Raw genomic sequence first — 24,245 nt, forward strand, 5'->3', positions numbered from 1 at the left:
TGTTGCGGTTTTTTCGTTCCGAAAACATTATCGTAAATATTAATCGTAAATATGATAAATGCTAGTTTTACGAGTTTCATATTTTCGTAATTTTGAGTGAATAAAAACGATTAAAACAATCATTATGAGCATTATAATTAACGTCCATGCGAGACAAATTTTAGATTCCCGTGGAAATCCAACTGTAGAAGTTGATGTCATCACAGAAAATGGTGTAATGGGTAGAGCAGCGGTTCCATCTGGTGCATCTACAGGAGAACATGAGGCTGTAGAACTTAGAGATGGTGGTGATACCTATATGGGGAAGGGTGTTTTAAAGGCAGTTGAGAATGTCAATGCCATAATTGCTCAGGAATTATTGGGTGTTTCTGTATTTGAACAGAACCTGATTGACCAGATTATGATTGATCTTGACGGAACCCCAAATAAATCGAAGTTAGGTGCTAACGCCATATTGGGTGTATCTTTGGCAGTAGCTAAAGCGGCTGCAAATGAATTGGGTCAGCCACTTTATCGCTACGTAGGAGGTGTGTCTGCTAACACACTTCCCGTTCCTATGATGAATATCATTAATGGTGGATCGCACTCAGATGCTCCAATTGCCTTTCAGGAATTCATGATCATGCCTGTTAAAGCAGAATCCTTTACCCATGCTATGCAAATGGGAACCGAAATATTCCATAACCTTAAGAAGATTCTTCACGATAGAAACTTAAGTACTGCTGTAGGTGATGAGGGAGGATTTGCTCCTACTTTAGACGGAACAGAAGATGCACTTGATACCATTGGTAAAGCAGTTGAAAAAGCGGGCTATAAGTTTGGAGATGAAGTTATGATTGCCTTAGACTGTGCTTCAGCAGAATTCTATAAGGATGGAAAATACGATTATACCATTTTTGAAGGAGAATCAGGCGCAGTACGCAGTAGTAAAGAACAATCCGATTATTTGGCAGAACTAGCTTCAAAGTATCCAATAATTTCAATAGAGGATGGATTGGATGAGAATGATTGGGAAGGATGGCAGTACTTAACAAGTTTAATAGGGGATAAAGTTCAATTGGTTGGTGACGATTTATTTGTAACTAATGTTGAACGTTTAGAAAGAGGAATTAATACCGGTGTGGGTAATTCAATCCTTATCAAAGTAAACCAGATTGGATCATTGACCGAAACAATTGCAGCGGTTAATATGGCTAAGAATGCAGGATATACTTGCGTGATGTCTCATAGATCTGGCGAAACAGAAGATAATACAATTGCTGATCTAGCTGTTGCGCTGAATACGGGTCAAATTAAAACCGGTTCAGCTTCCAGAAGTGATCGTATGGCAAAATACAATCAGTTACTTCGAATTGAAGAAGAATTGGCTGATGTTGCTTACTATCCAAAAGAGAAAGCATTTAAAATTAACTAATGGATATTATATCCAAATAAGAAGCCCTCTGCTAAGAGGGCTTTTTTAGTTATTGTAATTGAAATAAATATTAACCTCAATTTAAAGAACATTGCGGTATTCATATGTTCTAATTGGTTAATTTCGAGGCTTAAATATTCAAACTGAGAATTAGACTATGGCCAATTTCTTATTCGTATGTGCAGAAAATGACGGTATTCCAAATTGCAAGGCTGGTGGCATGGGAGATGTTGTTAGAGATGTACCCAGAGTTATTGCAGAAAAGGGAGATACCGTTCATGTTGTCACCCCATCTTATAGCAGACTTCATAAGAATGGTAGCGTAATCTCAGAAATTAAAATTAACTATCGTGGTAAGACTACAATTCTTGAATTATATAGAGTGCCGCCCAAAAAGGAGTTTGAGGGACTGACACACTATGTAATTCATCATGACGATATTGAGTCAGGGAACATAGCCGATATTTATTTTAATGATGAGGATCAGCCATTTTTTACAGATTCCTGTATGTTTTCTTTATTCTGTACTGCCGTTTCGCAGGCTATTAAGGATGAAGTTTTTGGTATCCTGGACATTGTTCATTTGCATGATTGGCATACCAGTCTTATTCTCTTTTTAAGGTCATATCATCCTGATTTTGGCCGTCTTAAGAATATAACAATGGTCTATTCTATACATAATCTGGCAATTCAAGGTATTCGTCCCTTACGGGATAATTATGCGTCTATACAAGCATTCTATCCAGAACTCGAATTAGTGGATGCTGATATCCAGGATCACAGGTATTTGGATTGTATTAATCTTATGTCTGTTGGAATTAGATTAGCAGATGCTGTTCATACGGTATCTCCATCTTATATGGAGGATATTCAGAAACCAAGTGATTTCCCAAATTTTGTCGGTGGAGAAGGACTAGAGCGGGATTTAATAGAAGCGAACGGGCAAGGAAGATTATTTGGAATCCTTAATGGTTGTAATTATAAGAACATTAATAAGGCTAAAAGAGGTGCCTTCTATTCAAATGCTGTTCAGGCCATTTTTAAATGGCTTCAGAAACCTGACAAGGAATACAAGTATGAGTTTCTCATACATACAGGCGAAAAAATAGCCGATTTAATGAAGGACAAGCCCAACTTTGTTTGTGCCAGTGTCGCCAGGTTAACGGAACAGAAGTTCTACATTTTTAAACAGAATCCTCAAATTTTAATTGAGATACTTGATCTATTGAAAGAACGCAATGGAATTTATGTGGTTCTTGGGACAGGTGCTCCGGAATATGAAGAACTACTTCGCAATATCAGTAGAGAACATAAGAATCTGGTGTTCTTTAATGGCCAGTCAGAGGAGGTAATAGATTCAATTTATACTGAATCAGATTTGTATTTGATGCCAAGTCTATTTGAACCCTGCGGTATTAGTCAAATGCTGGCAATGCGTAATGGTCAGCCTTGCCTGGTACATGCTACAGGTGGTCTCATAGATACCGTGGAAGATCAAGAAACAGGATTTCATTTTAAAGGAAATAACCTAGAAGAAAAGGGTGTTGATTTTATTAATTCATTCACCAAAGTATTGGACTTATTTTTTAATGACCCGAAACAGTGGAAAAGTGTTAAAAAATCCGCGAAAAAACAACGATTTACTTGGAGTAAATCGGTGGAGGAATACTACAAAAGTCTTTACCTGATTGACTCGTGATACAAAGAGATGACATCAGTAAGAAAATACGTGTTAAAATTCCGTTCATTCTAATAGAATAGCTATTTCAATTTACCAAATCCATGTTAATTCTACTTTCGAAATCGTTATAGTTTTCGTAAATTCGCGTACCTTTTTTAGAATCAAAAAATCAATTATTAAATGTCAGACAAAGCTATAGTAGAAATCGATGGAAATAAGCATGAATTGCCTCTTATCAAAGGAACTGAAAATGAGGTTGCAATTGATATTAAGGCGCTGAGATCGTCTACTGGAGGTGCCATTACTATTGATCCTGGATATAAAAATACGGGTAGTTGTGAGAGTGCAATTACATTCTTAGATGGTGAAAAGGGTATTTTAAGGTATCGCGGTTATTCAATAGAGGAACTCGCTGAAAAGGCAAGCTTTCTAGAAGTGGCTTATCTTTTGATTTTTGGAGAATTACCAACTGGTGAAGAACTGGACAAGTTCTATACAGATATTAAGTCACATGCTGTTGTTGATGAGGATGTTAAAAAAATCATTGATGCTTTTCCAAAGGCGGCCCATCCAATGGGAGTATTATCGTCATTGACCAGTGCTTTAACTGCATTTAATCCATCTACTGTTGACGTTCGTAATAATGATGAGATGTATAATGCCATAGTTAAAATTCTCGGTAAGTTTCCTGTACTAGTGGCATGGACCATGCGAAAAAAGCAAGGGCTTCCACTAATTTATGGAGATGACAATCTAAGCTATGTTGAGAACGTGCTTAAAATGATGTTTAAGAGTCCTAATAGCGAATACGAACAAAACCCAGTTTTGATAGATGCTTTAAACAAACTGTTAATCCTTCATGCTGACCATGAGCAAAATTGTTCGGCGTCAACAGTAAGAATCACAGGTTCATCACATGCAGGTTTATTTGTTTCCCTTTCAGCTGGAATTTCGGCACTTTGGGGTCCATTGCATGGAGGAGCTAATCAAGCCGTATTAGAAATGCTTGAAGCTATTAAGGAAGATGGTGGTGACACTAAGAAGTATATGGCAAAAGCAAAGGATAAAGAAGATCCGTTTAGATTGATGGGCTTTGGACATAGAGTTTATAAAAATTTCGATCCAAGAGCTAGAATTATAAAAAAGGCGGCGGATGAAGTTTTAGGTGATCTTGGGATTGAGGATCCAATTTTAGATGTTGCCAAAGGGCTAGAGAAAGAGGCTTTAGAAGATCAGTATTTTGTGGACAGAAAGCTCTATCCAAATGTTGACTTTTATTCTGGTATCATCTATAGAGCTATGGGGATACCAGTTGAAATGTTCACCGTTATGTTTGCATTAGGGCGTTTACCAGGATGGATAGCCCAGTGGAGAGAAATGCGACTAAGAAAAGAACCAATTGGTCGTCCAAGGCAATTATATGTTGGTGAAACATATAGACCATTTAAATCACTTAGCGAAAGATAATCAGCAAAGCTTCATCATACCAATGAAGCTTTTTCTATTTATTTCATGGAATTAAATATTACAAATGAAACATCGCGTTTAAGAGCGGTAATTCTTGGTACAGCTAAGAGTAATGGACCTACACCTAGTGTAGAGGAATGTTACGATCCAAAAAGTCGGGAGCACGTCATTGCGGGAACTTACCCAAAAGAGAACGATATGATTCTGGAAATGGAAGGAGTAGCTGAAGTGTTGAAAAAATACGATGTTACCGTTTACAGACCCGAAGTTCTGGAGAATTACAATCAGATTTTTGCAAGAGATATTTCATTTGTAATTGACAACAAGATTATTATTGCTAATATTTTGCCAGACCGCAAACGAGAGGTCGAGGCCACAGAATATGTCTGGATAAATGTCGATAAAGCCAATCGTATTATTCTACCCGACGAGTGTCACGTAGAGGGTGGTGATGTGATGCCATGGAATGATTATATTTTTATAGGAACATATTCGGGATCTGATTATTCATCATATATCACGGCCCGCACTAATATGGCGGCAGTGGCGGCGATTCGGGAGCTTTTTCCTAATAAGATTGTCAAGTCTTTTGAACTACGCAAGCATAATACCAATCCCAAGGAAAATGCCCTACACCTGGATTGTTGTTTTCAACCTGTTGGAAAAGATAAAGCCATCCTTCATAAGAATGGATTTCTTGTAGAAGAGGAATATCAATGGCTGGTGAATTTCTTTGGAAAGGAAAATATATTTGAAATCACAAAGGACGAAATGTACGATATGTACAGTAATGTATTTTCAATTTCAGAAGACGTGGTTATTTCTGAAAGAAATTTTACCAGGTTAAATAATTGGTTAAGAGATTGTTCTATAAAGGTAGAAGAAGTTAAGTATTCTGAAATTGCAAAACAAGAAGGGCTTTTAAGGTGCTCGACTATGCCCTTGATTAGGGATTAAAATTTACTCCCGATACAAAAAATAATTTCTCACTAATTCTATATATTCTCGCTTAGCATCTTCAGGAGTGATATCCTGGGTTTGAAATAAGGCATTGGTCTTAAAGGCATTAATAATCGCTTTTTTACTGCTAGGACGCCCATAATCATTGGTGGCCTTCTTATAATAAGCATAAAGACGTAGCAAGAAATCAGCAGGAAATGGATCCATATGAGCATTCACTTGCTCAACAGCTTTATGAAACTCCTTATCTAATTCTTCGGGACTCATTTTATTTGGGCAATAATACTCTCGCCACCCCTAACTTTATCATTAAGTGAGACCTTAATATCCGCATCAAGGGGAAGAAAGACGTCAACTCTTGAACCAAATTTAATAAATCCTGAGTCAGCTCCTTGCAAGACTCTTAAGTCCTTCTGCGCATAATTTACAATGCGTTTAGCTAAAGCACCTGCGATTTGACGGTATAAAATTTCACCAATTGTTGCATTCTTTACAACCACCGTGGTACGTTCATTTTCTTCGCTGGCCTTGGGATGCCAAGCAACTAGGTATTTGCCAGGATGGTACTTACTAAAAGTAACCTCACCAGAATTTGGGTATCTGGTGACATGAACGTTTAAAGGAGACATAAATATGGAAACCTGAATGCGTTTATCGTTAAAATATTCGTTTTCCATAACCTCTTCAATAACTACCACCTTTCCATCCACTGGAGATGTTATGGTATTATCGTCAAGGTTTGTATAACGCTTCGGATTTCTAAAAAATTGTAGAATTAGAATAAATAAAGCCAATATAACTAGCATGAGAGTCATTCTCAGCCATTCAATGGTTATAAAATAATCAATTGTAAAAAACGAGAGTACTACAATTACTAATGAAATAAAAATGATGCTTTGCCCTTCCTTATGAAACATAATTGATGATTCTGAGAAATAAGTAAATAAATGGTGCCGCAAAGATAATACTATCTAAGCGATCAAGTATACCTCCATGCCCAGGCATAATAACGCCACTGTCCTTAACCTGAGCTTGGCGTTTGAATTTGGACTCAATTAAATCTCCTAAGGTGCCTAAAACACTTACAATAATTGATAGTATTAACCAGTTAGAAAATTCGAGTGTATCAGTGAATTTTGCAATAAAATAGCTGGCAATCCCTGAAAAAAATAGCCCACCAAGAAATCCTTCAACGGTTTTCTTAGGCGAAATACGTGGAAAGAGTTTCTGTTTACCAAAGTTTTTACCCACTAAATAGGCGAAACTGTCATTAACCCAAACTAAAATAAAGCTACCAAGAAGTAAAAACGGAGTAAAATTGTTCTGGTAGTTAGCGATCATCAACATAAAGACAAATCCTGACGTTAGATAAAAGGTAATGGTTAAATACCGCTTTGATTCAAAAAGAGGAATTACTTTTTCAGATAGTAAATCCTTAATAAGTATCAGATTCACAAAAATGGTTGTAACCAGATAAATCTGTAAGGCGTCAGAGCTACCTTTTTGATAGTCTGTATAAAGCATCCAATAACCAAAGCTTATATATATCAAGAGAAATATGATATAGGCAATTTTAGACCTTAATTCTATTAATTTGATATATTCAGCTGTTGCCATAAGGCCAAATACCATTAAAATCAAAAACAGGGATAATCGTGTATACAGCGATAAAACTAAAAGCGATACATACAGAGCTCCGGATATAGCTCTAGTTGCAAGTTCTTTCATTTAAAGGTCTTCAAGTAGAAGTAGGTAAAGATTTTTGGAACTGCTGCCATAAGTCATAAAGTCTTTATCCTCAACAGTCTTAAAGTGTTTTATCGTTGTGATATTGGTGGGGATTTTAGATTTGTTCTTTTCCTTTATGCCTTTTAATCCTTCGCCAATAGTCTCTACAAACTGACTGGTTGTGGCAAAAATGATAAAATTCGATGGCAATTCTTTTAACTTCTTCTCCGCTATTTGGTTGGAAGAAATGAGTAAGGAGCCATCATCTGAAATTAAATACTCACAAGTAGAAAAGAAAAAGGTTGCTTCAGAAGGATTTTTACTGGTTTTTAACTGGAAGCCCTCAAATTTACGCTCCAAACGATCATCTAAGATTAAGGCTGTTTTGTCTGACCAGTTATTTTCACTGAGTATATTCTGTAGGCTTTCGTTGATCTCTTGCAAATTTTCACAATAGAGAAATTTGCCACCATTAGCATTGAAATTAATTGTAAATCTCTCGTCTGCAGGCAACTTCACTTCAGGCATGTATTTGCCCCGTTCGTGATTTGGAATTTGCTCCTCGGTTTTTTCTGATTTTCTTCCGAAAAGCCTTTTAAATATACTCATTTAACTACCTAGCTATTACTGTCAATTAAAAGGAATATTTCCAAAGATAACAAAACTACCTACAACGCCTAGTTGTAAGGCTTTTTTTCGACAAAAAGAGAGGTTTTACTCTTCTTCATCAGCAGCACTGAGCGCAGGAGATTCACTGTCAATTTGAAGCGTTTCTGCTTTCTCAAATTTTCGCTTCCCAAAGATCTTCTCCAAATTGTCTTTAAAAATCACTTCTTTTTCAAGAAGTACTTCAGCCAGTTGTGTCAATTTATCTTTGTTTGCTTCGAGAATTTTAATAGCACGCTGATACTGTTCTTCAATAATTGCTGATATTTCTTTATCAATCAATTCGGCAGTTTGCTCACTATATGGTTTGGTAAACCCATACTCAGATTGACCTGATGAATCATAATAAGTGAGATTACCAACTTGATCACTAAGGCCGTAAATCGTCACCATTGCTCTTGCTTGCTTTGTCACTTTTTCAAGATCACTCAAAGCGCCGGTTGAAATCTTATCGAAGATTACTTTTTCTGCAGCACGGCCTCCGAGGGCAGCACACATTTCATCAAGCATTTGCTCAGGTCTAACGATTAATCGTTCCTCTGGTAAGTACCAGGCAGCACCGAGGGAACGGCCTCTTGGAACAATCGTCACTTTTACTAAAGGAGCGGCATGTTCAAGCATCCAGCTAATGGTGGCGTGTCCAGCCTCATGAAAAGCAACAGCACGTTTCTCCTCTGGGGTAATGATTTTATTTTTCTTTTCTAGACCACCTACAATACGATCTACCGCATCAAGGAAATCTTGTTTATTTACCGATTTTTTTCCTTTTCTAGCTGCAATCAGTGCGGCTTCATTACAGACGTTGGCAATATCAGCACCAGAAAATCCTGGTGTTTGCTTTGCTAAAAATTCAATATCGAGTGAGTCATCTTTTTTAAGTGGTCTTAGATGTACTTCAAATATCTCTTTACGCTCTCTCACATCTGGAAGATCAACATAAATTTGACGGTCAAATCTTCCCGCTCGCATTAACGCCCCATCAAGAACATCAGCTCTGTTTGTAGCTGCCAAGACAATCACATTAGTATTGGTGCCAAAACCATCCATTTCGGTCAGTAATTGATTGAGCGTGTTTTCGCGTTCGTCATTAGAACCTGAGAAATTAGCCTTACCTCGTGCACGGCCAATAGCATCTATTTCATCAATAAATATGATAGAAGGAGATTTTTCTTTGGCTTGTTTAAATAGGTCTCTTACTCGTGATGCTCCAACACCAACAAACATTTCAACAAAATCTGATCCAGATAATGAGAAGAATGGAACTTTGGCCTCGCCAGCTACGGCTTTCGCTAAAAGGGTTTTACCTGTTCCTGGAGGGCCTACTAATAATGCACCCTTTGGAATTTTACCTCCCAAAGAGGTATATTTTTCTGGAAACTTTAAAAAGTCTACAATTTCCTGAACTTCTTCTTTAGCACCTTCAAGTCCTGCCACATCCTTAAACGATGTTTTAGTATCTGTCTTCTCATCAAAGAGTTTGGCTTTAGATTTTCCTATATTAAAAATCTGGCCTCCAGCGCCACCGCTGCCCCCTGCTGACATACGTCTCATTATAAAGATCCATACACCAATGATGAGAATAAAGGGCAACAAGGAGATAAGGAATTCTCCCCAGGCGTTACTCTCAGTCTTAAAAGCTATGGGAACGTTTAAGTTGTTTTCCTGATTTATTTTATTAATCTCTTCCTGGAAAAGTTTCAAATCACCAAACTCAAAACGGTAATTAGGAACTGGTCCTACTGATGGAAACATCCCACCTGGTCTGGTTTTTTTGTGAATTTCTTTTTGGGAGGCTTCGGTGGTTAAATACACCCGTGCTTCACGATTGTTTACGATTTCAACATTCTTGACGTCACCATCTTTAAGAAAGGAGAAAAAGTCTGCAGGGGTAGTTTCGTTACCATTTTGTCCTCCAAATCCTCCTGAAAATATTTGAATACCAAAGAAAACAGCAAGGATAATTGCGTATATCCAATAGGGACTGAACTTCGGTTTTTTATTAGAATTTTTAGTATTTGCCATCTAATTATTAATCTTAAGATTTAATAGCTTGTTGTTATTTCTGTGGTTTTAGCATCTCCCCATAAACTCTCAATGTCATAGTATTCTCTAATGTGTTTTTGAAATACATGTACAACCACATTGACATAATCAATCAAGACCCATTCTTGATTGTCCATACCCTCAACGTGCCAAGGTTTGTCTTTTAAAGATTTGCTAACTTGTTTCTGGATTGAATTTACGATGGCACTAACTTGAGTATTAGATGTACCTTCGCAGATGATAAAGTAATCACAAACCGTATTCTCTATTTCCCTTAAATCTAAAATCGTGATCTCCTTCCCTTTTACCTCTTCAATACCACTTAAAATTGTTGTTATTAATAGGTCTGCATTACTTTTGTTGTTGGTCATTCAATTGAATTATATTTATACAAATTTATTATAATTTTTGTTGAAGTTTTACCTTATAGTCATAAGAAAACCATAAAAATAATTCCTTCTCAATCATGCCTATAATCAAACTTGATGCCACTGATTCTACCAATTCGTATTTGAAACGAATTAGTGCGGAGCAGCCATTGGAAGATTATACCATTATACAGGCAAATACACAATCTAAAGGTCGTGGTCAAATGGGAACCTCTTGGCAATCCGAATCTGGCAAAAACCTTACTGTCAGTGTGTTTAAGGATGTTTCGTTTTTAAAATTTGAAGAGCAGTATTTTATTAGTATTGTCACGGCTTTAGCAGTTGCTGAAACTTTAAAAAAACTCAAAACTCCTAACATTAAGATTAAATGGCCTAACGACATTTTGTCAGAAACTTTCAAGATCTCAGGGATATTAATAGAAAACGTAGTTAAAAACAATGAGCTTAAAAGCGCCATTGTTGGAGTTGGTATTAATGTTAACCAGCGTTTTTTTGATGATTTACCTAAGGCCTCTTCGGTTTTACTGCAGTCTGGAAAAGTTTATAACGTTGATGAGGTATTAGATGTATTTATAAAAGAATTAATGCACTTTTTCCAAAGACTCATGAATAAAGAGTTGGGTGCCTTAAAATCCGAATACGAAGAACAATTGTTTAGAATCCATAAACCATCCACTTTTATGGTAGAAGACGGGCAGCATTTGACAGGCTATATTAATGGTATTAATCATCAGGGCCATTTGGAGGTCCTAACCGAGGACGCCATTATCAGAACTTATGATATGAAAGAAATACGCCTACTCTATTAGATGGTGTTATAGAGCTTCAGGAATATTCTTGCTGAGGGTCTCTATGAACTTAGTTATGGGACCTTTAATCATCATACTCATCATTGGATTAAAATCACCTTCAAACTTAAGTTGCACATCACTATTGTCACTATCGGTAGATTGAATTTCTCCAGTCAATGAGAAGTCGAGTTTTCCTCCTGCTGCTCCAAGAACAATTTTGTTTGGTGCCTGAACCTCTTTTTTCTTTAATACAATTTCAGGCATACCTTTTAAGGCAAATAAAAATTTGTCTTCCTCTAACAATTCAAATTTGCTGATATTTTCAGGCATTAATTTTTCAAAATTTTTGACATCCGATAAAAAGTCAAAAATAGCCTGCTGGTTTTTAGGTACTGATACTTTGGGAGATTCTAATTTCATAGGTGTTTTTATTTAAGTGACCATTCACTTGGGTTGTTATTCCAGGAGGATAACACCTCAAGCTGCTTGTTGGTTATGTAGTTTGTTTCCAGTGCCTCGTTTAAAAGGCTGTCATAATTGCTTAAAGTGTGTAATTGCACATTAGCTGCTTTGAAATTCTCTAGAGCCACATTAAAACCGTATGAGAATATAGCAATCATACCTTTGACGTCTGCTTCGGCGTCTTTCAAGGCCTTGACAGCATTAAGACTACTTTTTCCAGTACTTATTAGATCTTCTATAACAACTACTCTTTGGTGTTTGTCAAGTTGACCTTCAATTTGATTTTGTCGACCATGCTTTTTGGCTTCTGGGCGTACATAAACAAAGGGAAGATTCATTTCTTGAGCAACCAATGCCCCAATACCAATGGCACCCGTAGCAACACCGGCAATCACATCTGGTTTTCCGTATAATTCCTCGATACCAGTTGCCATTGCTGACTTTACGTAGTTTCTTATCTGCGGGTAAGATAATACAATTCGATTATCACAGTAAATTGGAGATTTCCATCCTGAAGCCCATGTAAAAGGATCTTCTGGACTTAACTTTATCGCATTAATTTGCAATAAAAGTTCTGCAGTTTTTTTGGCTGTTTGCTCATTTAAAATCATGCGGCAAAATTAACTAATTTTAGTAAACAGTTATTTATTGATAACTTAATTTATGCCTTTGTGACTTGAAATTTTAATTTGATAATTTAGTCCAATAATAAGGTGATAAAATTGTAAGAGTGCAAACCATTTTTGTCGGGAATAAACCCATTATTCTAACTTCAAATTTCGAGAAAGAGACCAATCATAAAACCTTTCTCTTACGTACTGTTAATATTGGTAAGGTTATTAAGTTATTAAACCAAACTGATTTGAAGGCTGTTCATTTATATGACAAGGATTCTGAAAATTTATTAAAACGATTTTTAAAGCTACTTCCAAATACTGTTGCCGGCGGTGGTAAGGTTTTTAATGATGCTAACGAAATACTTTTTATTTACAGAAATGATAAATGGGATCTGCCTAAAGGACGAGCCGAGGCCAAAGAGAGTATTGAAGAAACTGCCATTAGAGAAGTTGAAGAAGAAACTGGTGTGGAAGGACTTAAAATTTCTAAACCCCTTCAGACCACTTATCATATATTCAAACGCAACGGAAAGCACCGTATAAAAGTGACCTATTGGTTTGAAATGACTACAAACTACAGTGGAAAACTAAAACCACAGATTAAAGAAGGAATTACCAAAGTGCAATGGCTAAATAAGAAAGAATCCAGGCAAGCATTAGAACATAGCTATGCTAATATCAGGATCCTCATTTAGCTACCCTGAATATCGGATAGGTCATGTGTGCCTTCTCATAATTATTACTTTGTTTGTGTAACCAGTCTAATTGTGCATACCAATTATTGGCAAAATCACTGTCGTATGTTTTCTTGAGATTAAAGTCAATTTGTAATTGAGGGTTAGCCCTGAGCAATTCAGAAGCTTTGTCTTCCCAAACGTAAGGCGAGAATCCTTCTTTTTGTTGTAAAACGGTATCAAAATAATTCCAATTAAAGAACGAATCAACTGCAGTTGGCTCTAAAGTTTCAATTAGGTATCGAATCCCCGGTTGTGCCGTTTTTACAATATAATCACCTTTATAAAATTGTAGTTCAGTTTCTTTCGAAGAAACGGTTGTCCTATAATGTGAATAATGCCCTTCGTAAGGTCGGGTCCGGGTTTTGTAATCTTTAATTTTATATTGTTCCACCTTGATCATTGTATCCTTCTCAAATTGCTGCATTGCAATTCCATTTTCTGTTAAGCGATCAATAACATGATGCCAACCTTTGGGAATAATGTAAGCCTCAGGAATTGATATACTGTCTGTAGCTTTAAAGTAGTTAGAATAAGTTACGGGTTTTGTGAAGGGTTTGCTTTGGTCATATTTTAGACGCTGGCCACCAGTTAAGGAACTTTCTAAGTATGTGCCTTCATAGCCCTTGAAATTAAGGGTACTTGTTTTAGTGGTGTCAATGGCCCATTGGGTAGGGTAGTAGCTAGATGATTGCCAGAAATTTAATTGGTCTTGTTTCAAAGACTTAATAGTTTCTGAATTGGAATCAACAATTGTAATCATAGATTTCATTAACTGATAGGTGCTTTCCACTCGTTTCTTGTAAGGCTTTAGCATATGCGTTTCCACCATCATTCCTAGAGTGTTAAATAAGGTGGTATAGCCAGTTGAGTATCTTGGTGAATCCATAAACTGCGAAAAACCAGTTTCAGGGACTCTATTAAATACATTGACGTAAGGGGTAATATCCCAGTTATTGTCTAGGAGGTCCTTTTCTAATTGAGGCATAAGAAACTCATGCAGATAAGTACCCTGGGGACCACCAAGCTTATTGTGTTGTGTAAAAAGATGGGTTAGAGTATACTGATAGTCAGCACCGTTGCTTACATGGTTATCTATAAATGCGTCGGGTTGAATTGTATTAAAAATTTGAGCAAAGGCTTGAGCATTGCGTGTATCGGCTTTTATGAAATCTCTATTGAGATCATAGTTTTGAGCATTACCTCTAAACCCGTAGGATTTTGGTCCGTTTTGATTGGTTCTGGTTCCAGAATTTCTATTAAGACTTCCTCCAATATTATAGACAGGGATGGTTACAAGTATGAGGTTTTCCGGAGAGTCGATTTTATTTTGTGCTAAATCTCTATAGAGCATCATGGTGGCGTCGATACCATCTGATTCTCCAGGGTGAATGCCATTATTAATGAGTAAAATGCTATGCTCCTTGCGCAGTGTATTAAAATCTGTCCCATTGGAGGATGGATTATAGGTAACGAAGTGTAGTGGTTCTCCTGAATCACTCAGACCCATACTGTCAATTGAAATTTCAGAATAGGTGTCAGCTAAAGCCTTGTAGTATTCAATAACTTCTGGATAGGTAGCCGTCTCTTGTCCTTCTGAAGATTCAAATGTAGTGGTGAAATCAAAATCAACATAAGGACTTTTCTTGGCACATGAGGTTACAAGAATAAGTACAATTAGAAGTTTTTTCATTTGAAAGTTGGGTCTGGAATTAAACTTCAAACTTAGTCAAATTCTTTTGTTAAACACAATTTGTAAATACGTATAAAACCATAATTTTGTGCTGCTAAATTTTATTCATGCGACAAATAAGCAATTCAATTTTAATGATTCGCCCGGATGGAATAAGGGCCAATGAACAGACAGCAGTTAATAACTATTTTCAAAAACAATTAGAAGGGTCAGCAGAGCAAATTAATGCACAAGCTCAGAAGGAGTTTGATGCCTTTGTAAAGAAGTTACAAGATGCGGGTGTTAACGTAATTGTTGATCGTAGTGGAGCCAGTAAGGATACACCAGATGCTGTTTTTCCTAACAATTGGGTGAGTTTTCATGCCAATGGAGATGTCGCTGTATATCCTATGTTTGCCGAAAACAGAAGAACAGAGAGACGGACGGAGGTATTTGATCTCATAGAATCAGACGGCTTTAAAATTGCCGAAATAGTTGATTATACCGGTGCAGAAGATGAGGGTTTGTTTCTGGAAGGAACAGGAAGTCTCATCTTAGATAGAGAAAATAAAAAAGCCTATTGCGCATTGTCACCTAGAGCAGATGAGGATTTAGTTATTGAATTTTGTGAGGACTTTGAATATACTCCTGTGATTTTCAACGCGTATCAAAGCGTAAATGGTCAGCGCTTGGCCATCTATCATACCAATGTAATGATGTGTATAGCCGAAACATTTGCCGTGATATGTACTGCTTCAATTGATGACAAGAAAGAGCGCAAACTGGTCTTGAGTAACTTAAAGGAAGATGGTAAAGAAGTTATTGATATCACCGAAGCGCAAATGCATCAATTTGCAGGCAATATGCTTCAAGTAGTCTCAAAAAACAATCAGCCACTATTAATTATGAGTGCCACTGCTTACCACAGTCTTAGGCCTGATCAGGTTGCAAAAATTGAACAACATTGCCCTATTTTGTATAGCGATATAAATACCATTGAAACTTTAGGAGGTGGATCGGCCCGTTGTATGATGGCCGAAGTATTTTTACCGAAGGCTTAGTTAATCTTATTAAAAACATACCCGCCTTTTTCGGCGCCCCAAACCTGATTACCATCACCGTCCATACCGCGGTCCCAGGAAATGATGGTTCCTTTGGTTAGTTCAACCTCGCTCGTAGCATAGCTGGCACCTCTAAGGGAACTGTTGCATTAGTTTTCGCCTGTACTTCCTTTGAAATGGTTCTTGTCAAGTCGTTTTAAAATGACTTCGCAGCCATCTCGTAGAATAAGATCTGATTTCGAAATCTTATTAAATGATTTTGAAGTCTTCCATTTTCCTATCCATTCTTTTTCGTTAGGAAGGGCATACACGGCAGAACTAAACGTTGAGTCAGTTATTCTTGTAATTTCATAGACCCGTTGTCTATAGGGTTTGTCTTGCATGCTGTTAAGTGCCTGTTCCACGTAGAGGAAATGTCCTTGATCCTTCCAGATAGGATACATATGCAAAGAGATGTTATAGTAGCTTGAATCCTGCTGAGATTGCAACTCAGAATTGAAGGATCCTTGCATTAATTTATGAAGTTCACTTAGCTCTTTATCCTGATTAAAAGTATGAGTGGTGTCAATTTCTGGCTTGAAGAAAATTGATAATAAAATGAGTAAAATTACGGGTGCCTTCATTTAAGCTTGATTTAGAGGGCTAATGTAAATAAAATTAAGATTGAGGTGCTGCTTTTGGAAGTTCAATAAAGAATTTACTACCAACATTTAAAGTGCTTTCTACCCAGATTTTTCCTTGGTTTAGTTCCACAAGATCCTTGGCGATACTCAGACCTAAACCTGTACCTTTTTCATTTTTAGTACCACGGGTTGTAAAGTTATTAGCTGCATTAAATAATTTATCAAGATTTTCATCAGAGATACCAACACCAGTATCCTCAACACAAATAAGGGATTTTCCATTTTTGTCAATATTGGAAATGGTTATCATGTCTCCGTTTCGGCTAAACTTAACGGCATTGGTAATAAGATTTTGAATTACAATTTCGATCATACTCTTGTCCGCATAGACGAAATCCCGCTCGCTTTCATCAATAAGAATTATACTCTTTTCTTCAACCTTTTGCTCTACGAGATCCATCTTATCCCTAAACACTTCCTGGATATTAAACATCTCTGGTTTAGGCTCCAAACTTTGAAGCTGAGACTTCGACCAATTCAATAAATTAAACAGTAAAGCAGAAGCATTATTGGCATTTTCACTCAATTCGGGAATCAGCTCATTAAACTCCTCTTTACTAATACTGTCTTCTCTCAACAGATCCAGAAACGCTTTAATGGATGATATGGAATCCTTTAAATCGTGGGATACAATAGAAAATAACTTGTCTTTTACCTGATTGCTTTCTTCAAGTTCGTCTTTGGTAATTTTTAGGGATTTAGTCTCAGTTCTTAAGTTTCCAATTTGTTCCTTTTGATCTGAAAGTGATGCTCGAATACCACGATTTCTAACTGCTTGAATAATTAGTAGGGATAAAAGCCCAAATGATATAACAAGTAATCCATAGAACCACCAGTCTGGAGTCTTGGAAGGATTTTCTAATGAGACTTTGGTGTCGGAATCAACTGAACCAAAATCAATAGGGTTGACTCTTGTTGTTTCTGAGTTGAGATTAGTTTTTGAATCCTTTGAAGAAGTCATGGTATCTCGTAACTCGTAATACGCACTTTGCCATTTGAAAGCATTTTGGAAGTAACCCCTAGTCGAATCTAATTGAATACGAATTAGGTAATTTTCTAAAAGTTCTGGTTTTAAATCGCTTTTATCTGCAATTGCATAGGCTTCTAATAATTGGCTTTCAGCTGTTCTTAACTTACCTCTCTGATAGTTTAAGTTGCCAAGTCCATTTAATGAAATAGCCAGTCCTTCAGAATTATTGGAATTTCGGTTGTACCTAAGGCCTTGTAACAGATATTTGGTAGCGAGATCATATTCCTTAAATATTAAGTATTCGCTTCCTAATCTTGGTAACACCTCACCTAATAATGTTCCGTCGGTTTCTGGATTCAATAATTGAATGGCCTCTTTATAATATTCAATTGCTTTACGATGTTCTTTAAGCTTAGAATAAAGCTTGGCAATATTTACAGTTGAGATCTTAATACCAGAACTATCCGCTAGGGACCGTCTGACCATCAGTGCTTTTTCGTTGTATTCAAGAGCTTTGTCTACATTATTAGTGTTGAGATAGGCTTCAGCAAGGCAATTATATGCACTACTTAACTCAGTTTGAAGATCATATTGTTCAAAGGTTGAAATGGCGGCTAGGGAATAGCCCAAACCTTGCTGGTAATTCCCTCGTTCAATTTCCAGGAGGCCAATTTTGCTACTAACCCGCGCTAGTCCTAAAGAATCATTGATCGTAAAGTAGAAGTTGAGGGATTTGTTGTAATTGTCAATGGCATTAAAATAATCGTCACGCGAGTTGTAAATCACAGCCTTGTAGTAGTTGGCCTCTGCCAGTCCTCTAGAATAACTGAGGGTTTTTGCAAGGTCAAGAGTCTGATTTACATAAAGAAATGCCTTTGTATAGTTCTTTGCATCTATGAGCTTAGAAATAAGCAGAAGGGAGGTGTCAACTTTAGCTGAGTCTTGGTTTTGATACGTTAATTCTACGGTAAGGCGATCTATCTCTTCATTCTGGGCTTGAATAAAGAGCACGGATAAGAGTGCAGTTAGTACCAAAAAACGCTTCATATAATAGATGCGCCTGGGTTATTTGCAATGTTATTGTGATTTATATTAGCACGGAGGGATAGCCATAGTAAGTTCACACAAAACAATAACAACCAGATCAATGATTGATTATCAAGTTCCATTACCATTTGGGGCATGGTTAATAGCTTCTCAAAGTTGACTTAATCTTGCCAATTTTGCCAATAATCGGGTTTTAATACCTAAATAATAGATGAACGGTAAGTCACTTGTCTTAATTATTGACTCATTTCCGATTAATGACAAATTAATCCGAGGAAATACCGTTTGCTCGATGAAATGCATAAACCGCATAAATAACTGTAAATCAATTAAATAAATATTCTATAAGATCGTGATTCATTTAATTTCTTCACCAAACTTAATGAGGTTACCATGAACATCCAGAATGGCAAATTCTCTCATCCCATAAGGCTTGTCTTCTAAGTATCCATTAGGGTGTATGACGTTGCATTCCAGGAATTCTTTACAGAGTTCTTCAATCTGATTTACATCCACATAGCAACTTGTGTTTTTAGGATGGATGGGATCGTTACACTTCCAAAAATGGACAATAAAATCGTCTCGCCCTATAACAGCATAATTAGCACTAATATAGCCTGTTTCGTCAAATCATAATTTAGCTCTGTAGAATTCCACACTTTCATTAATATCTAAGGATGCTAATACTGGAATCCCTCTTCTTAAATGATTGCCTCTATTCATATAATTACAGGGGTAAAAAATTGTTTTCTAAGGTACAAATAATGGCAAATCACAAAGGCTTCACACGCTTAAAAAGCTTATATTTGCTGCCCTTTAAAGCACAATATTATTGAATGTTATGAGTCTTCAGAGTATTATTAAACCACAAGTTATTTCAGCAGTAAAAGCCATTTTTAATGTGGATATTGAGCAAGTTGAATTTCAATCGACACGACCTGAATTTGAAGGCGATATTACAGTTGTGGTGTTTCCGTTATTACGCTATATAAAAGGTAATCCTGCTGTTATTGGTGAACAAATAGGTGAGTATCTTAAGGCTAATGTTGATGAAGTTGTCAATTTTAACGTTATAAAGGGGTTTTTAAATCTTGTCATCGCAGATAGCTATTATCTCGATTTTCTTGAGAATCTCAAGAATCTGAAGACTTGGGGATATAAAGAAATAAAAAACCATGAAGATTCTGTAATTGTTGAGTATTCGTCTCCAAATACCAATAAGCCTTTGCATCTCGGCCATGTTAGGAATGTTCTATTAGGATATAGTGTGGCTGAAATTATAAAAGCCTCTGGCAAGAGGGTATATAAAACACAAATTATCAATGATAGAGGGATTCATATTTGCAAGAGTATGTTGGCATGGCAGCGATTTGGAAATGGGGAAACTCCTCAATCTTCGGGACTAAAAGGTGATAAACTTGTTGGTAATTATTATGTAGCCTTTGATAAGGCTTATAAGGAAGAAATTCAGGAACTCATAAATTCTGGTAGTACCGAAGAGGAGGCAAAATCCAAGGCACCAATTTTACTTGATGCTCAGGAAATGTTGCGCCAATGGGAGGCCGGAGATGATGAGGTTGTGGCTTTATGGGAAATGATGAACCAATGGGTTTATGATGGATTTGATGTTACCTATAAGAACATTGGAGTTGATTTTGACTCCTATTATTACGAAAGTAAGACCTATTTATTGGGAAAAGAGTTTATAGCCCAAGGTCTTGAAAAAGGACTATTTTATAAGAAGGAAGATGGTTCTGTTTGGTGTGATTTATCGGACCAAGGCCTGGATGAAAAACTGTTGTTACGAAGCGATGGTACAGCCGTATATATGACACAGGATATTGGTACAGCTATCCAGCGTGTAAAAGACCATCCGGATGTTGGTGGTATGGTTTATACTGTGGGTAATGAGCAAGATTACCATTTTAAGGTATTGTTCATCATTTTAAAGAAACTTGGGTTTGAGTGGGCAGATAATTTGCATCACCTCAGTTACGGAATGGTAGATCTACCTTCTGGAAAAATGAAAAGTCGTGAGGGAACCGTGGTTGATGCTGACGATTTGGTGGATGAGATGGCAAATACCGCTAAAACGATTTCAAATGAATTGGGTAAACTAGATGGCTATTCAGAAATTGAAAAGGAAGCGTTGTATAAAACCATTGGCTTGGGTGCGTTAAAGTATTTTATTTTAAAAGTAGATCCTAAAAAACGAATCCTCTTTGATCCAAAGGAATCAATCGATTTTCAAGGTAATACAGGGCCTTTTATTCAATATACCTATGCTCGAATTCAGTCCATTTTAAGAAAGGCGAAAGAGAAAGAACTGTATGCTATTGGATTTAACCCAGAAACTGGTTATCAATTAGATCCAAAAGAGCGACAGTTAATAAAAACCGTTATGCAATTTCCAGAGGTTATTCAATCGGCCGCAAAAGACTACAGTCCGGCACTCATCGCTAATTACGTTTATGATTTGGTAAAAGAGTTTAATTCCTTCTACCAGAATGTATCGATTTTAGGTGCAGATGAACCCCTGGCGAGATTCAGGGTGTCTTTATCAGAATTTGTAGCTCAGGTAATTTACAACGGGACGAAAGTTCTTGGGATAGACCTCCCCAATCGTATGTAAATAAAAAAGACTGCCATAAGCAGTCTTTTTCACTATTAAAACTTATAAACTATAAATAAAGATTAAGCGTCTGCAGTTGATTGTGCAGCAACAGCGGCACCATAAACTACAAGTCCAAATCCAATTTTGTTAATGGCATCACCGATATTGTAGATGACGTCCATATTTAGCCCTAAATTGGCTACACCTGAGTACCAGCCTTCTGTTCCGGCCATGTATCCAAGAGGATAAATCGCCCAACCGACAAGTACAAACCAACACAGTGTTTTGTGTGCTTTTAAAACGGCACCACCTGCATTTTCTGCCAGTTTCTTAGCTTCACCAAACCAAATGATGTATACGATGGCGAAGTAAGCAATACCAGAAATAAGACCCCATAAGGCTGGTCCTGATCCTGTTGTATGTATAGCTTCACCAGCATAACCAGTTACTAACATCACAACCGATAAAAATATCATTTGCCACATTAGTGATTTTTTAGCCCCAGCTACTTTAAGAATCAGATAAAATTCCACACACATCAACGGTACTGTAAGCACCCAGTCAACGTAACGGAAAAAAGTAGGAGATTCAGCATTGGCAGCCCAATAATCTCTCATGTACCAATAATGTACCGCAGCGATAAAAGTGATCAATCCTGATACTAAAATTGATACTCTCCATTTTCTGTCAAATTGGTTCATTGACAAAAAGAAAAAGGCAGCTGCTGCCATCATGGCCATACATCCTACGAAAAATGTAAACCCTACATAATCGTCTGTGGCCATTTTACCAACTGAGGCGATTGCATTGAAAAAATTACTCATAATTTTGCTAATTAGTTATTTTGTTGAAACAAATTTAAATAAAGTTAAACGTTAATATGGTAAAATTTTGTGAAAAAAATTATTAAATATGTAATTTTGAACCAGAATCATGAGTAATATTCATAATATTTCTATTGTTTTAACATTTTTAGCATTGTGGATGTCAAATTTTTTTGATAAACGGATGGAAACAACTGTTGCCTTGATTCTCATTTTTTCTATCGGGATTATTCATGGATCAAACGACATCCAGATTATTCAGAAAGTACAAACAAGACAAAAATCATTCTTACGTTTACTTGGTGTTTATGTTGTGACAGTGATTCTTGCAGCCATTCTATTTTACGTATTGCCACAATTGGCCTTGGCAATTTTTATTCTCATAAGTGCCTATCATTTTGGTGAACAGCATTTTCATGGATTAAAGATCAATTCTCCAGCAGATAAGACTTTATTTTTTGGTTGTTATGGATTAACATTATTGTTAATGTTATTGTATTGTCATTGGCAAATGGCTGCAGAGGTAATTGAACAAATTAGCGGTTTAAAAATGGAAAGTGACTACTTTTTATATGGGTTTGTAGGTTCAAGTGTTGCGATGCTCTTATTGGGTTTTTATCTTGTCTATTCAAGAGTTCTAAAGAGTTGGTATAAGGAACTGTTCTATTTGCTGGTGCTGTTCATCATATTTAAGTCTGCATCACTTATTTGGGGATTTGCCATATACTTCGTCATCTGGCATTCGTTACCATCGATGCTGGATCAGGTAAAGTTCTTGAATGGAGCTATTTCAAAAAAAAGCATTTGGTCTTATGTAAAGTCCTCTTTAGTTTACTGGCTCATGGCTATGGCAGGGATGGCAGTTTTCTTTTATGTTTTTAAAGATCAAGATCAATTGTTCCTGACCTTATTTTTTACCTTTTTAGCGGCCATTACATTTCCACATGTACTAGTTATGCACAAACTTTTTGATCATTGAATACAATAATCAAATGGATCAATTTTAAGTTCTTGGCATAAGCTAGTCATTAAGATTTGATTAAATTTGCAACTTCTAAATATTTGATTGAATGTTCAATAATTTAAGTGATAAGTTAGATAAGGCATTACACGTTTTAAAGGGGCATGGCAGCATAACCGAAGTCAATGTTGCTGAAACCTTAAAAGAAGTGAGGCGTGCATTGCTTGATGCGGATGTCAATTTTAAAATAGCCAAGCAATTTACCAATACGGTTAAAGAGAAAGCGCTTGGACAAAACGTATTAACAACACTTCAGCCAGGTCAGTTAATGGTGAAGATTGTTAAGGACGAATTGACGCAATTGATGGGCGGCGATGCGGAAGGTATAAATCTATCTGGCAATCCAAGTGTCATTTTAATGTCAGGTTTGCAAGGTTCTGGTAAAACTACCTTCTCCGGTAAGCTGGCTAATTATTTAAAGAATAAGAAAACTAAGAAACCATTATTAGTAGCCTGTGATGTTTATCGTCCTGCCGCTATTGATCAGCTTCATGTGGTAGGCGAACAGATAGGTGTAGAGGTTTTTAGTGATAGGGGAAATTCAGACCCTGTCGCGATTGCCAATGCTGGTATTGCACATGCTAAGGCAAATGGCTTTAATGTGGTTATTATAGATACGGCAGGTCGACTTGCTGTGGATGAGGCCATGATGACCGAGATCTCTAACATTCATAAGAGTATCCAACCACAAGAGACGCTTTTTGTAGTTGATTCCATGACAGGTCAGGATGCCGTAAACACCGCGAAGGCCTTCAACGATATTCTGAATTTCGATGGGGTTATCCTCACCAAACTTGATGGTGATACGCGAGGTGGTGCAGCTATTTCTATTAAATCTGTTGTTAACAAGCCTATCAAGTTTATTGGTACTGGTGAAAAGATGGAAGCTATTGATGTATTCTATCCGTCTCGTATGGCCGATCGTATCCTTGGAATGGGAGATGTGGTATCGCTTGTGGAACGTGCCCAGGAGCAGTTTGATGAGCAAGAGGCCAGAAAGCTTCAGAAGAAGATTGCTAAGAACCAGTTTGGATTAGATGATTTCTTAAAGCAAATTCAACAGGTTAAGAAAATGGGTAACATCAAGGATTTAGTAGGTATGATACCCGGTGCAGGCAAGATGATGAAGGATGTGGACATTGATGACGATGCTTTTAAAGGTATTGAGGCTATTATCTTTTCTATGACACCTGGAGAACGCTCCAATCCGTCCATTATAAATTCAAGCAGAAAGAAACGAATTAGTAAGGGTTCTGGTACATCTGTGCAGGAAGTCAACCAACTTTTGAAGCAGTTTACTCAAATGAGTAAGATGATGAAGATGATGCAAGGAGGTGGCGGTAAGCGCATGATGCAGATGATGAAAAACATGCCACGATAATAATTTAGGTATACGCAATA

General features: G+C 36.8%; 22 protein-coding genes and 1 pseudogene. 10 read left to right on the forward strand and 13 right to left on the reverse strand.

Translation table 11 applies throughout. The annotated features are described in order from the left end of the window. The first annotated feature begins 124 nt into the window (after positions 1-124). The 4 genes from eno (at position 125) to DN064_RS13765 (ending at position 5,519) form a co-directional block, all read left to right on the forward strand. Positions 125-1,414, forward strand: coding sequence for a phosphopyruvate hydratase (eno, locus tag DN064_RS13750; RefSeq protein WP_115463236.1), 1,290 nt, complete (start codon positions 125-127; stop codon positions 1,412-1,414). Between the two features lie 157 nt (positions 1,415-1,571). Further along, on the forward strand, positions 1,572-3,113 hold the full coding sequence (locus tag DN064_RS13755) for a glycogen synthase (protein ID WP_115463237.1): 1,542 nt from the start codon (positions 1,572-1,574) through the stop codon (positions 3,111-3,113). A gap of 162 nt (positions 3,114-3,275) precedes the next feature. Further along, complete coding sequence (locus DN064_RS13760; RefSeq protein WP_115463238.1) at positions 3,276-4,562, forward strand: citrate synthase; 1,287 nt, start codon at positions 3,276-3,278, stop codon at positions 4,560-4,562. A gap of 45 nt (positions 4,563-4,607) precedes the next feature. After that, positions 4,608-5,519 carry a dimethylarginine dimethylaminohydrolase family protein gene (locus DN064_RS13765; protein WP_115463239.1) on the forward strand — a complete coding sequence of 304 codons (912 nt, stop codon included), beginning with the start codon at positions 4,608-4,610 and terminating at the stop codon, positions 5,517-5,519. Between the two features lie 3 nt (positions 5,520-5,522). Here the strand turns inward: DN064_RS13765 and DN064_RS13770 are convergent, their stop codons facing one another. From DN064_RS13770 to rsfS, 6 genes are all read right to left on the reverse strand, one after another. Next, a complete protein-coding gene (locus DN064_RS13770; protein ID WP_115463240.1) occupies positions 5,523-5,789 on the reverse strand; it encodes an acyl-CoA-binding protein in 267 nt (88 codons plus the stop codon). After that, positions 5,786-6,439: a phosphatidylserine decarboxylase family protein gene (locus DN064_RS13775; protein WP_115463241.1), complete on the reverse strand. Its 654-nt coding sequence runs from the start codon at positions 6,437-6,439 to the stop codon at positions 5,786-5,788. Before DN064_RS13775 ends, DN064_RS13770 begins: the two co-directional genes overlap by 4 nt. Further along, a complete protein-coding gene (locus DN064_RS13780; protein WP_115463242.1) occupies positions 6,429-7,250 on the reverse strand; it encodes a phosphatidate cytidylyltransferase in 822 nt (273 codons plus the stop codon). Before DN064_RS13780 ends, DN064_RS13775 begins: the two co-directional genes overlap by 11 nt. Next, the gene (locus tag DN064_RS13785) at positions 7,251-7,859 is read right to left on the reverse strand and encodes an LUD domain-containing protein (RefSeq protein ID WP_115463243.1); all 609 of its coding nucleotides are present in this window, start codon (positions 7,857-7,859) and stop codon (positions 7,251-7,253) included. A 105-nt stretch (positions 7,860-7,964) separates the two neighbouring features. Further along, positions 7,965-9,938, reverse strand: a complete 1,974-nt coding sequence (gene ftsH, locus DN064_RS13790) for an ATP-dependent zinc metalloprotease FtsH (RefSeq protein ID WP_115463244.1) — start codon at positions 9,936-9,938, stop codon at positions 7,965-7,967. A 20-nt stretch (positions 9,939-9,958) separates the two neighbouring features. Then, positions 9,959-10,330: a ribosome silencing factor gene (gene rsfS / locus DN064_RS13795; protein WP_115463245.1), complete on the reverse strand. Its 372-nt coding sequence runs from the start codon at positions 10,328-10,330 to the stop codon at positions 9,959-9,961. 95 nt (positions 10,331-10,425) lie between these two features. On the opposite strand from rsfS, the gene DN064_RS13800 reads away from it, so the two are divergent. Beyond that, entirely contained in the window at positions 10,426-11,157 is a 732-nt protein-coding gene (locus DN064_RS13800; protein WP_115463246.1) for a biotin--[acetyl-CoA-carboxylase] ligase, read from the forward strand. A 6-nt stretch (positions 11,158-11,163) separates the two neighbouring features. Here the strand turns inward: DN064_RS13800 and DN064_RS13805 are convergent, their stop codons facing one another. Continuing rightward, positions 11,164-11,559: an SRPBCC family protein gene (locus tag DN064_RS13805; RefSeq protein ID WP_115463247.1), complete on the reverse strand. Its 396-nt coding sequence runs from the start codon at positions 11,557-11,559 to the stop codon at positions 11,164-11,166. A gap of 8 nt (positions 11,560-11,567) precedes the next feature. Then, positions 11,568-12,212 (reverse strand): orotate phosphoribosyltransferase, encoded by a 645-nt coding sequence (gene pyrE / locus DN064_RS13810; RefSeq protein WP_115463248.1) that lies wholly within the window; start codon positions 12,210-12,212, stop codon positions 11,568-11,570. Positions 12,213-12,331: 119 nt separating this feature from the next. Between pyrE and DN064_RS13815 the strand changes: the two genes are divergently transcribed. Next, positions 12,332-12,913 (forward strand): NUDIX hydrolase, encoded by a 582-nt coding sequence (locus tag DN064_RS13815; RefSeq protein WP_115463249.1) that lies wholly within the window; start codon positions 12,332-12,334, stop codon positions 12,911-12,913. Here the strand turns inward: DN064_RS13815 and DN064_RS13820 are convergent. Continuing rightward, positions 12,906-14,645 (reverse strand): M14 family metallopeptidase, encoded by a 1,740-nt coding sequence (locus DN064_RS13820; RefSeq protein WP_115463289.1) that lies wholly within the window; start codon positions 14,643-14,645, stop codon positions 12,906-12,908. The two genes, DN064_RS13815 and DN064_RS13820, sit on opposite strands and share 8 nt — an antisense overlap. Positions 14,646-14,752: 107 nt before the next feature. On the opposite strand from DN064_RS13820, the gene ctlX reads away from it, so the two are divergent. Beyond that, entirely contained in the window at positions 14,753-15,685 is a 933-nt protein-coding gene (gene ctlX / locus DN064_RS13825; protein WP_115463250.1) for a citrulline utilization hydrolase CtlX, read from the forward strand. Here ctlX and DN064_RS13835 read toward each other — a convergent pair. The 3 genes and pseudogenes from DN064_RS13835 to DN064_RS14190 form a co-directional block, all read right to left on the reverse strand. Next, a pseudogene (locus DN064_RS13835) lies at positions 15,682-16,308 on the reverse strand (chromophore lyase CpcT/CpeT). The gene ctlX and the pseudogene DN064_RS13835 sit on opposite strands and share 4 nt — an antisense overlap. A 34-nt stretch (positions 16,309-16,342) precedes the next feature. Next, positions 16,343-18,385, reverse strand: coding sequence for an ATP-binding protein (locus tag DN064_RS13840; protein WP_115463252.1), 2,043 nt, complete (start codon positions 18,383-18,385; stop codon positions 16,343-16,345). A 357-nt stretch (positions 18,386-18,742) separates the two neighbouring features. Further along, entirely contained in the window at positions 18,743-18,901 is a 159-nt protein-coding gene (locus DN064_RS14190) for a VOC family protein (RefSeq protein WP_157962322.1), read from the reverse strand. Positions 18,902-19,226: 325 nt separating this feature from the next. Here DN064_RS14190 and argS point away from each other — a divergent pair, with 325 nt between their 5' ends. Beyond that, positions 19,227-21,017: an arginine--tRNA ligase gene (gene argS, locus DN064_RS13845; protein WP_115463253.1), complete on the forward strand. Its 1,791-nt coding sequence runs from the start codon at positions 19,227-19,229 to the stop codon at positions 21,015-21,017. Positions 21,018-21,079: 62 nt separating this feature from the next. Here argS and DN064_RS13850 read toward each other — a convergent pair whose 3' ends face one another. Beyond that, positions 21,080-21,823, reverse strand: coding sequence for a bacteriorhodopsin (locus tag DN064_RS13850; protein ID WP_115463254.1), 744 nt, complete (start codon positions 21,821-21,823; stop codon positions 21,080-21,082). A gap of 109 nt (positions 21,824-21,932) precedes the next feature. On the opposite strand from DN064_RS13850, the gene DN064_RS13855 reads away from it, so the two are divergent. Together DN064_RS13855 and ffh are read left to right on the forward strand one after the other, a co-directional pair. Continuing rightward, positions 21,933-22,802, forward strand: coding sequence for a Brp/Blh family beta-carotene 15,15'-dioxygenase (locus DN064_RS13855; RefSeq protein WP_115463255.1), 870 nt, complete (start codon positions 21,933-21,935; stop codon positions 22,800-22,802). A gap of 91 nt (positions 22,803-22,893) precedes the next feature. Then, on the forward strand, positions 22,894-24,225 hold the full coding sequence (gene ffh, locus DN064_RS13860; RefSeq protein WP_115463256.1) for a signal recognition particle protein: 1,332 nt from the start codon (positions 22,894-22,896) through the stop codon (positions 24,223-24,225). Positions 24,226-24,245 lie beyond the last annotated feature (20 nt).

The sequence above is a fragment of the Winogradskyella aurantiaca genome (assembly GCF_003362725.1).
GTDB lineage: Bacteria > Bacteroidota > Bacteroidia > Flavobacteriales > Flavobacteriaceae > Winogradskyella_A > Winogradskyella_A aurantiaca.

Excerpts from the sequence above, each read along its gene's own strand:
- pyrE (WP_115463248.1), bottom strand. The coding sequence starts at position 12,212 with ATGATTTTAAATGAGCAAACAGCCAAAAAAACTGCAGAACTTTTATTG.
- DN064_RS13805 (WP_115463247.1), bottom strand. The coding sequence starts at position 11,559 with ATGAAATTAGAATCTCCCAAAGTATCAGTACCTAAAAACCAGCAGGCT.
- ftsH (WP_115463244.1), bottom strand. The coding sequence starts at position 9,938 with ATGGCAAATACTAAAAATTCTAATAAAAAACCGAAGTTCAGTCCCTAT.
- DN064_RS13770 (WP_115463240.1), bottom strand. The coding sequence starts at position 5,789 with ATGAGTCCCGAAGAATTAGATAAGGAGTTTCATAAAGCTGTTGAGCAA.
- DN064_RS13785 (WP_115463243.1), bottom strand. The coding sequence starts at position 7,859 with ATGAGTATATTTAAAAGGCTTTTCGGAAGAAAATCAGAAAAAACCGAG.
- DN064_RS13755 (WP_115463237.1), top strand. The coding sequence starts at position 1,572 with ATGGCCAATTTCTTATTCGTATGTGCAGAAAATGACGGTATTCCAAAT.
- DN064_RS13840 (WP_115463252.1), bottom strand. The coding sequence starts at position 18,385 with ATGAAGCGTTTTTTGGTACTAACTGCACTCTTATCCGTGCTCTTTATT.
- rsfS (WP_115463245.1), bottom strand. The coding sequence starts at position 10,330 with ATGACCAACAACAAAAGTAATGCAGACCTATTAATAACAACAATTTTA.
- DN064_RS13800 (WP_115463246.1), top strand. The coding sequence starts at position 10,426 with ATGCCTATAATCAAACTTGATGCCACTGATTCTACCAATTCGTATTTG.
- ffh (WP_115463256.1), top strand. The coding sequence starts at position 22,894 with ATGTTCAATAATTTAAGTGATAAGTTAGATAAGGCATTACACGTTTTA.
- DN064_RS13760 (WP_115463238.1), top strand. The coding sequence starts at position 3,276 with ATGTCAGACAAAGCTATAGTAGAAATCGATGGAAATAAGCATGAATTG.
- DN064_RS13780 (WP_115463242.1), bottom strand. The coding sequence starts at position 7,250 with ATGAAAGAACTTGCAACTAGAGCTATATCCGGAGCTCTGTATGTATCG.
- argS (WP_115463253.1), top strand. The coding sequence starts at position 19,227 with ATGAGTCTTCAGAGTATTATTAAACCACAAGTTATTTCAGCAGTAAAA.
- DN064_RS13855 (WP_115463255.1), top strand. The coding sequence starts at position 21,933 with ATGAGTAATATTCATAATATTTCTATTGTTTTAACATTTTTAGCATTG.
- DN064_RS13765 (WP_115463239.1), top strand. The coding sequence starts at position 4,608 with ATGGAATTAAATATTACAAATGAAACATCGCGTTTAAGAGCGGTAATT.
- DN064_RS13775 (WP_115463241.1), bottom strand. The coding sequence starts at position 6,439 with ATGTTTCATAAGGAAGGGCAAAGCATCATTTTTATTTCATTAGTAATT.
- ctlX (WP_115463250.1), top strand. The coding sequence starts at position 14,753 with ATGCGACAAATAAGCAATTCAATTTTAATGATTCGCCCGGATGGAATA.
- eno (WP_115463236.1), top strand. The coding sequence starts at position 125 with ATGAGCATTATAATTAACGTCCATGCGAGACAAATTTTAGATTCCCGT.
- DN064_RS13850 (WP_115463254.1), bottom strand. The coding sequence starts at position 21,823 with ATGAGTAATTTTTTCAATGCAATCGCCTCAGTTGGTAAAATGGCCACA.
- DN064_RS13820 (WP_115463289.1), bottom strand. The coding sequence starts at position 14,645 with ATGAAAAAACTTCTAATTGTACTTATTCTTGTAACCTCATGTGCCAAG.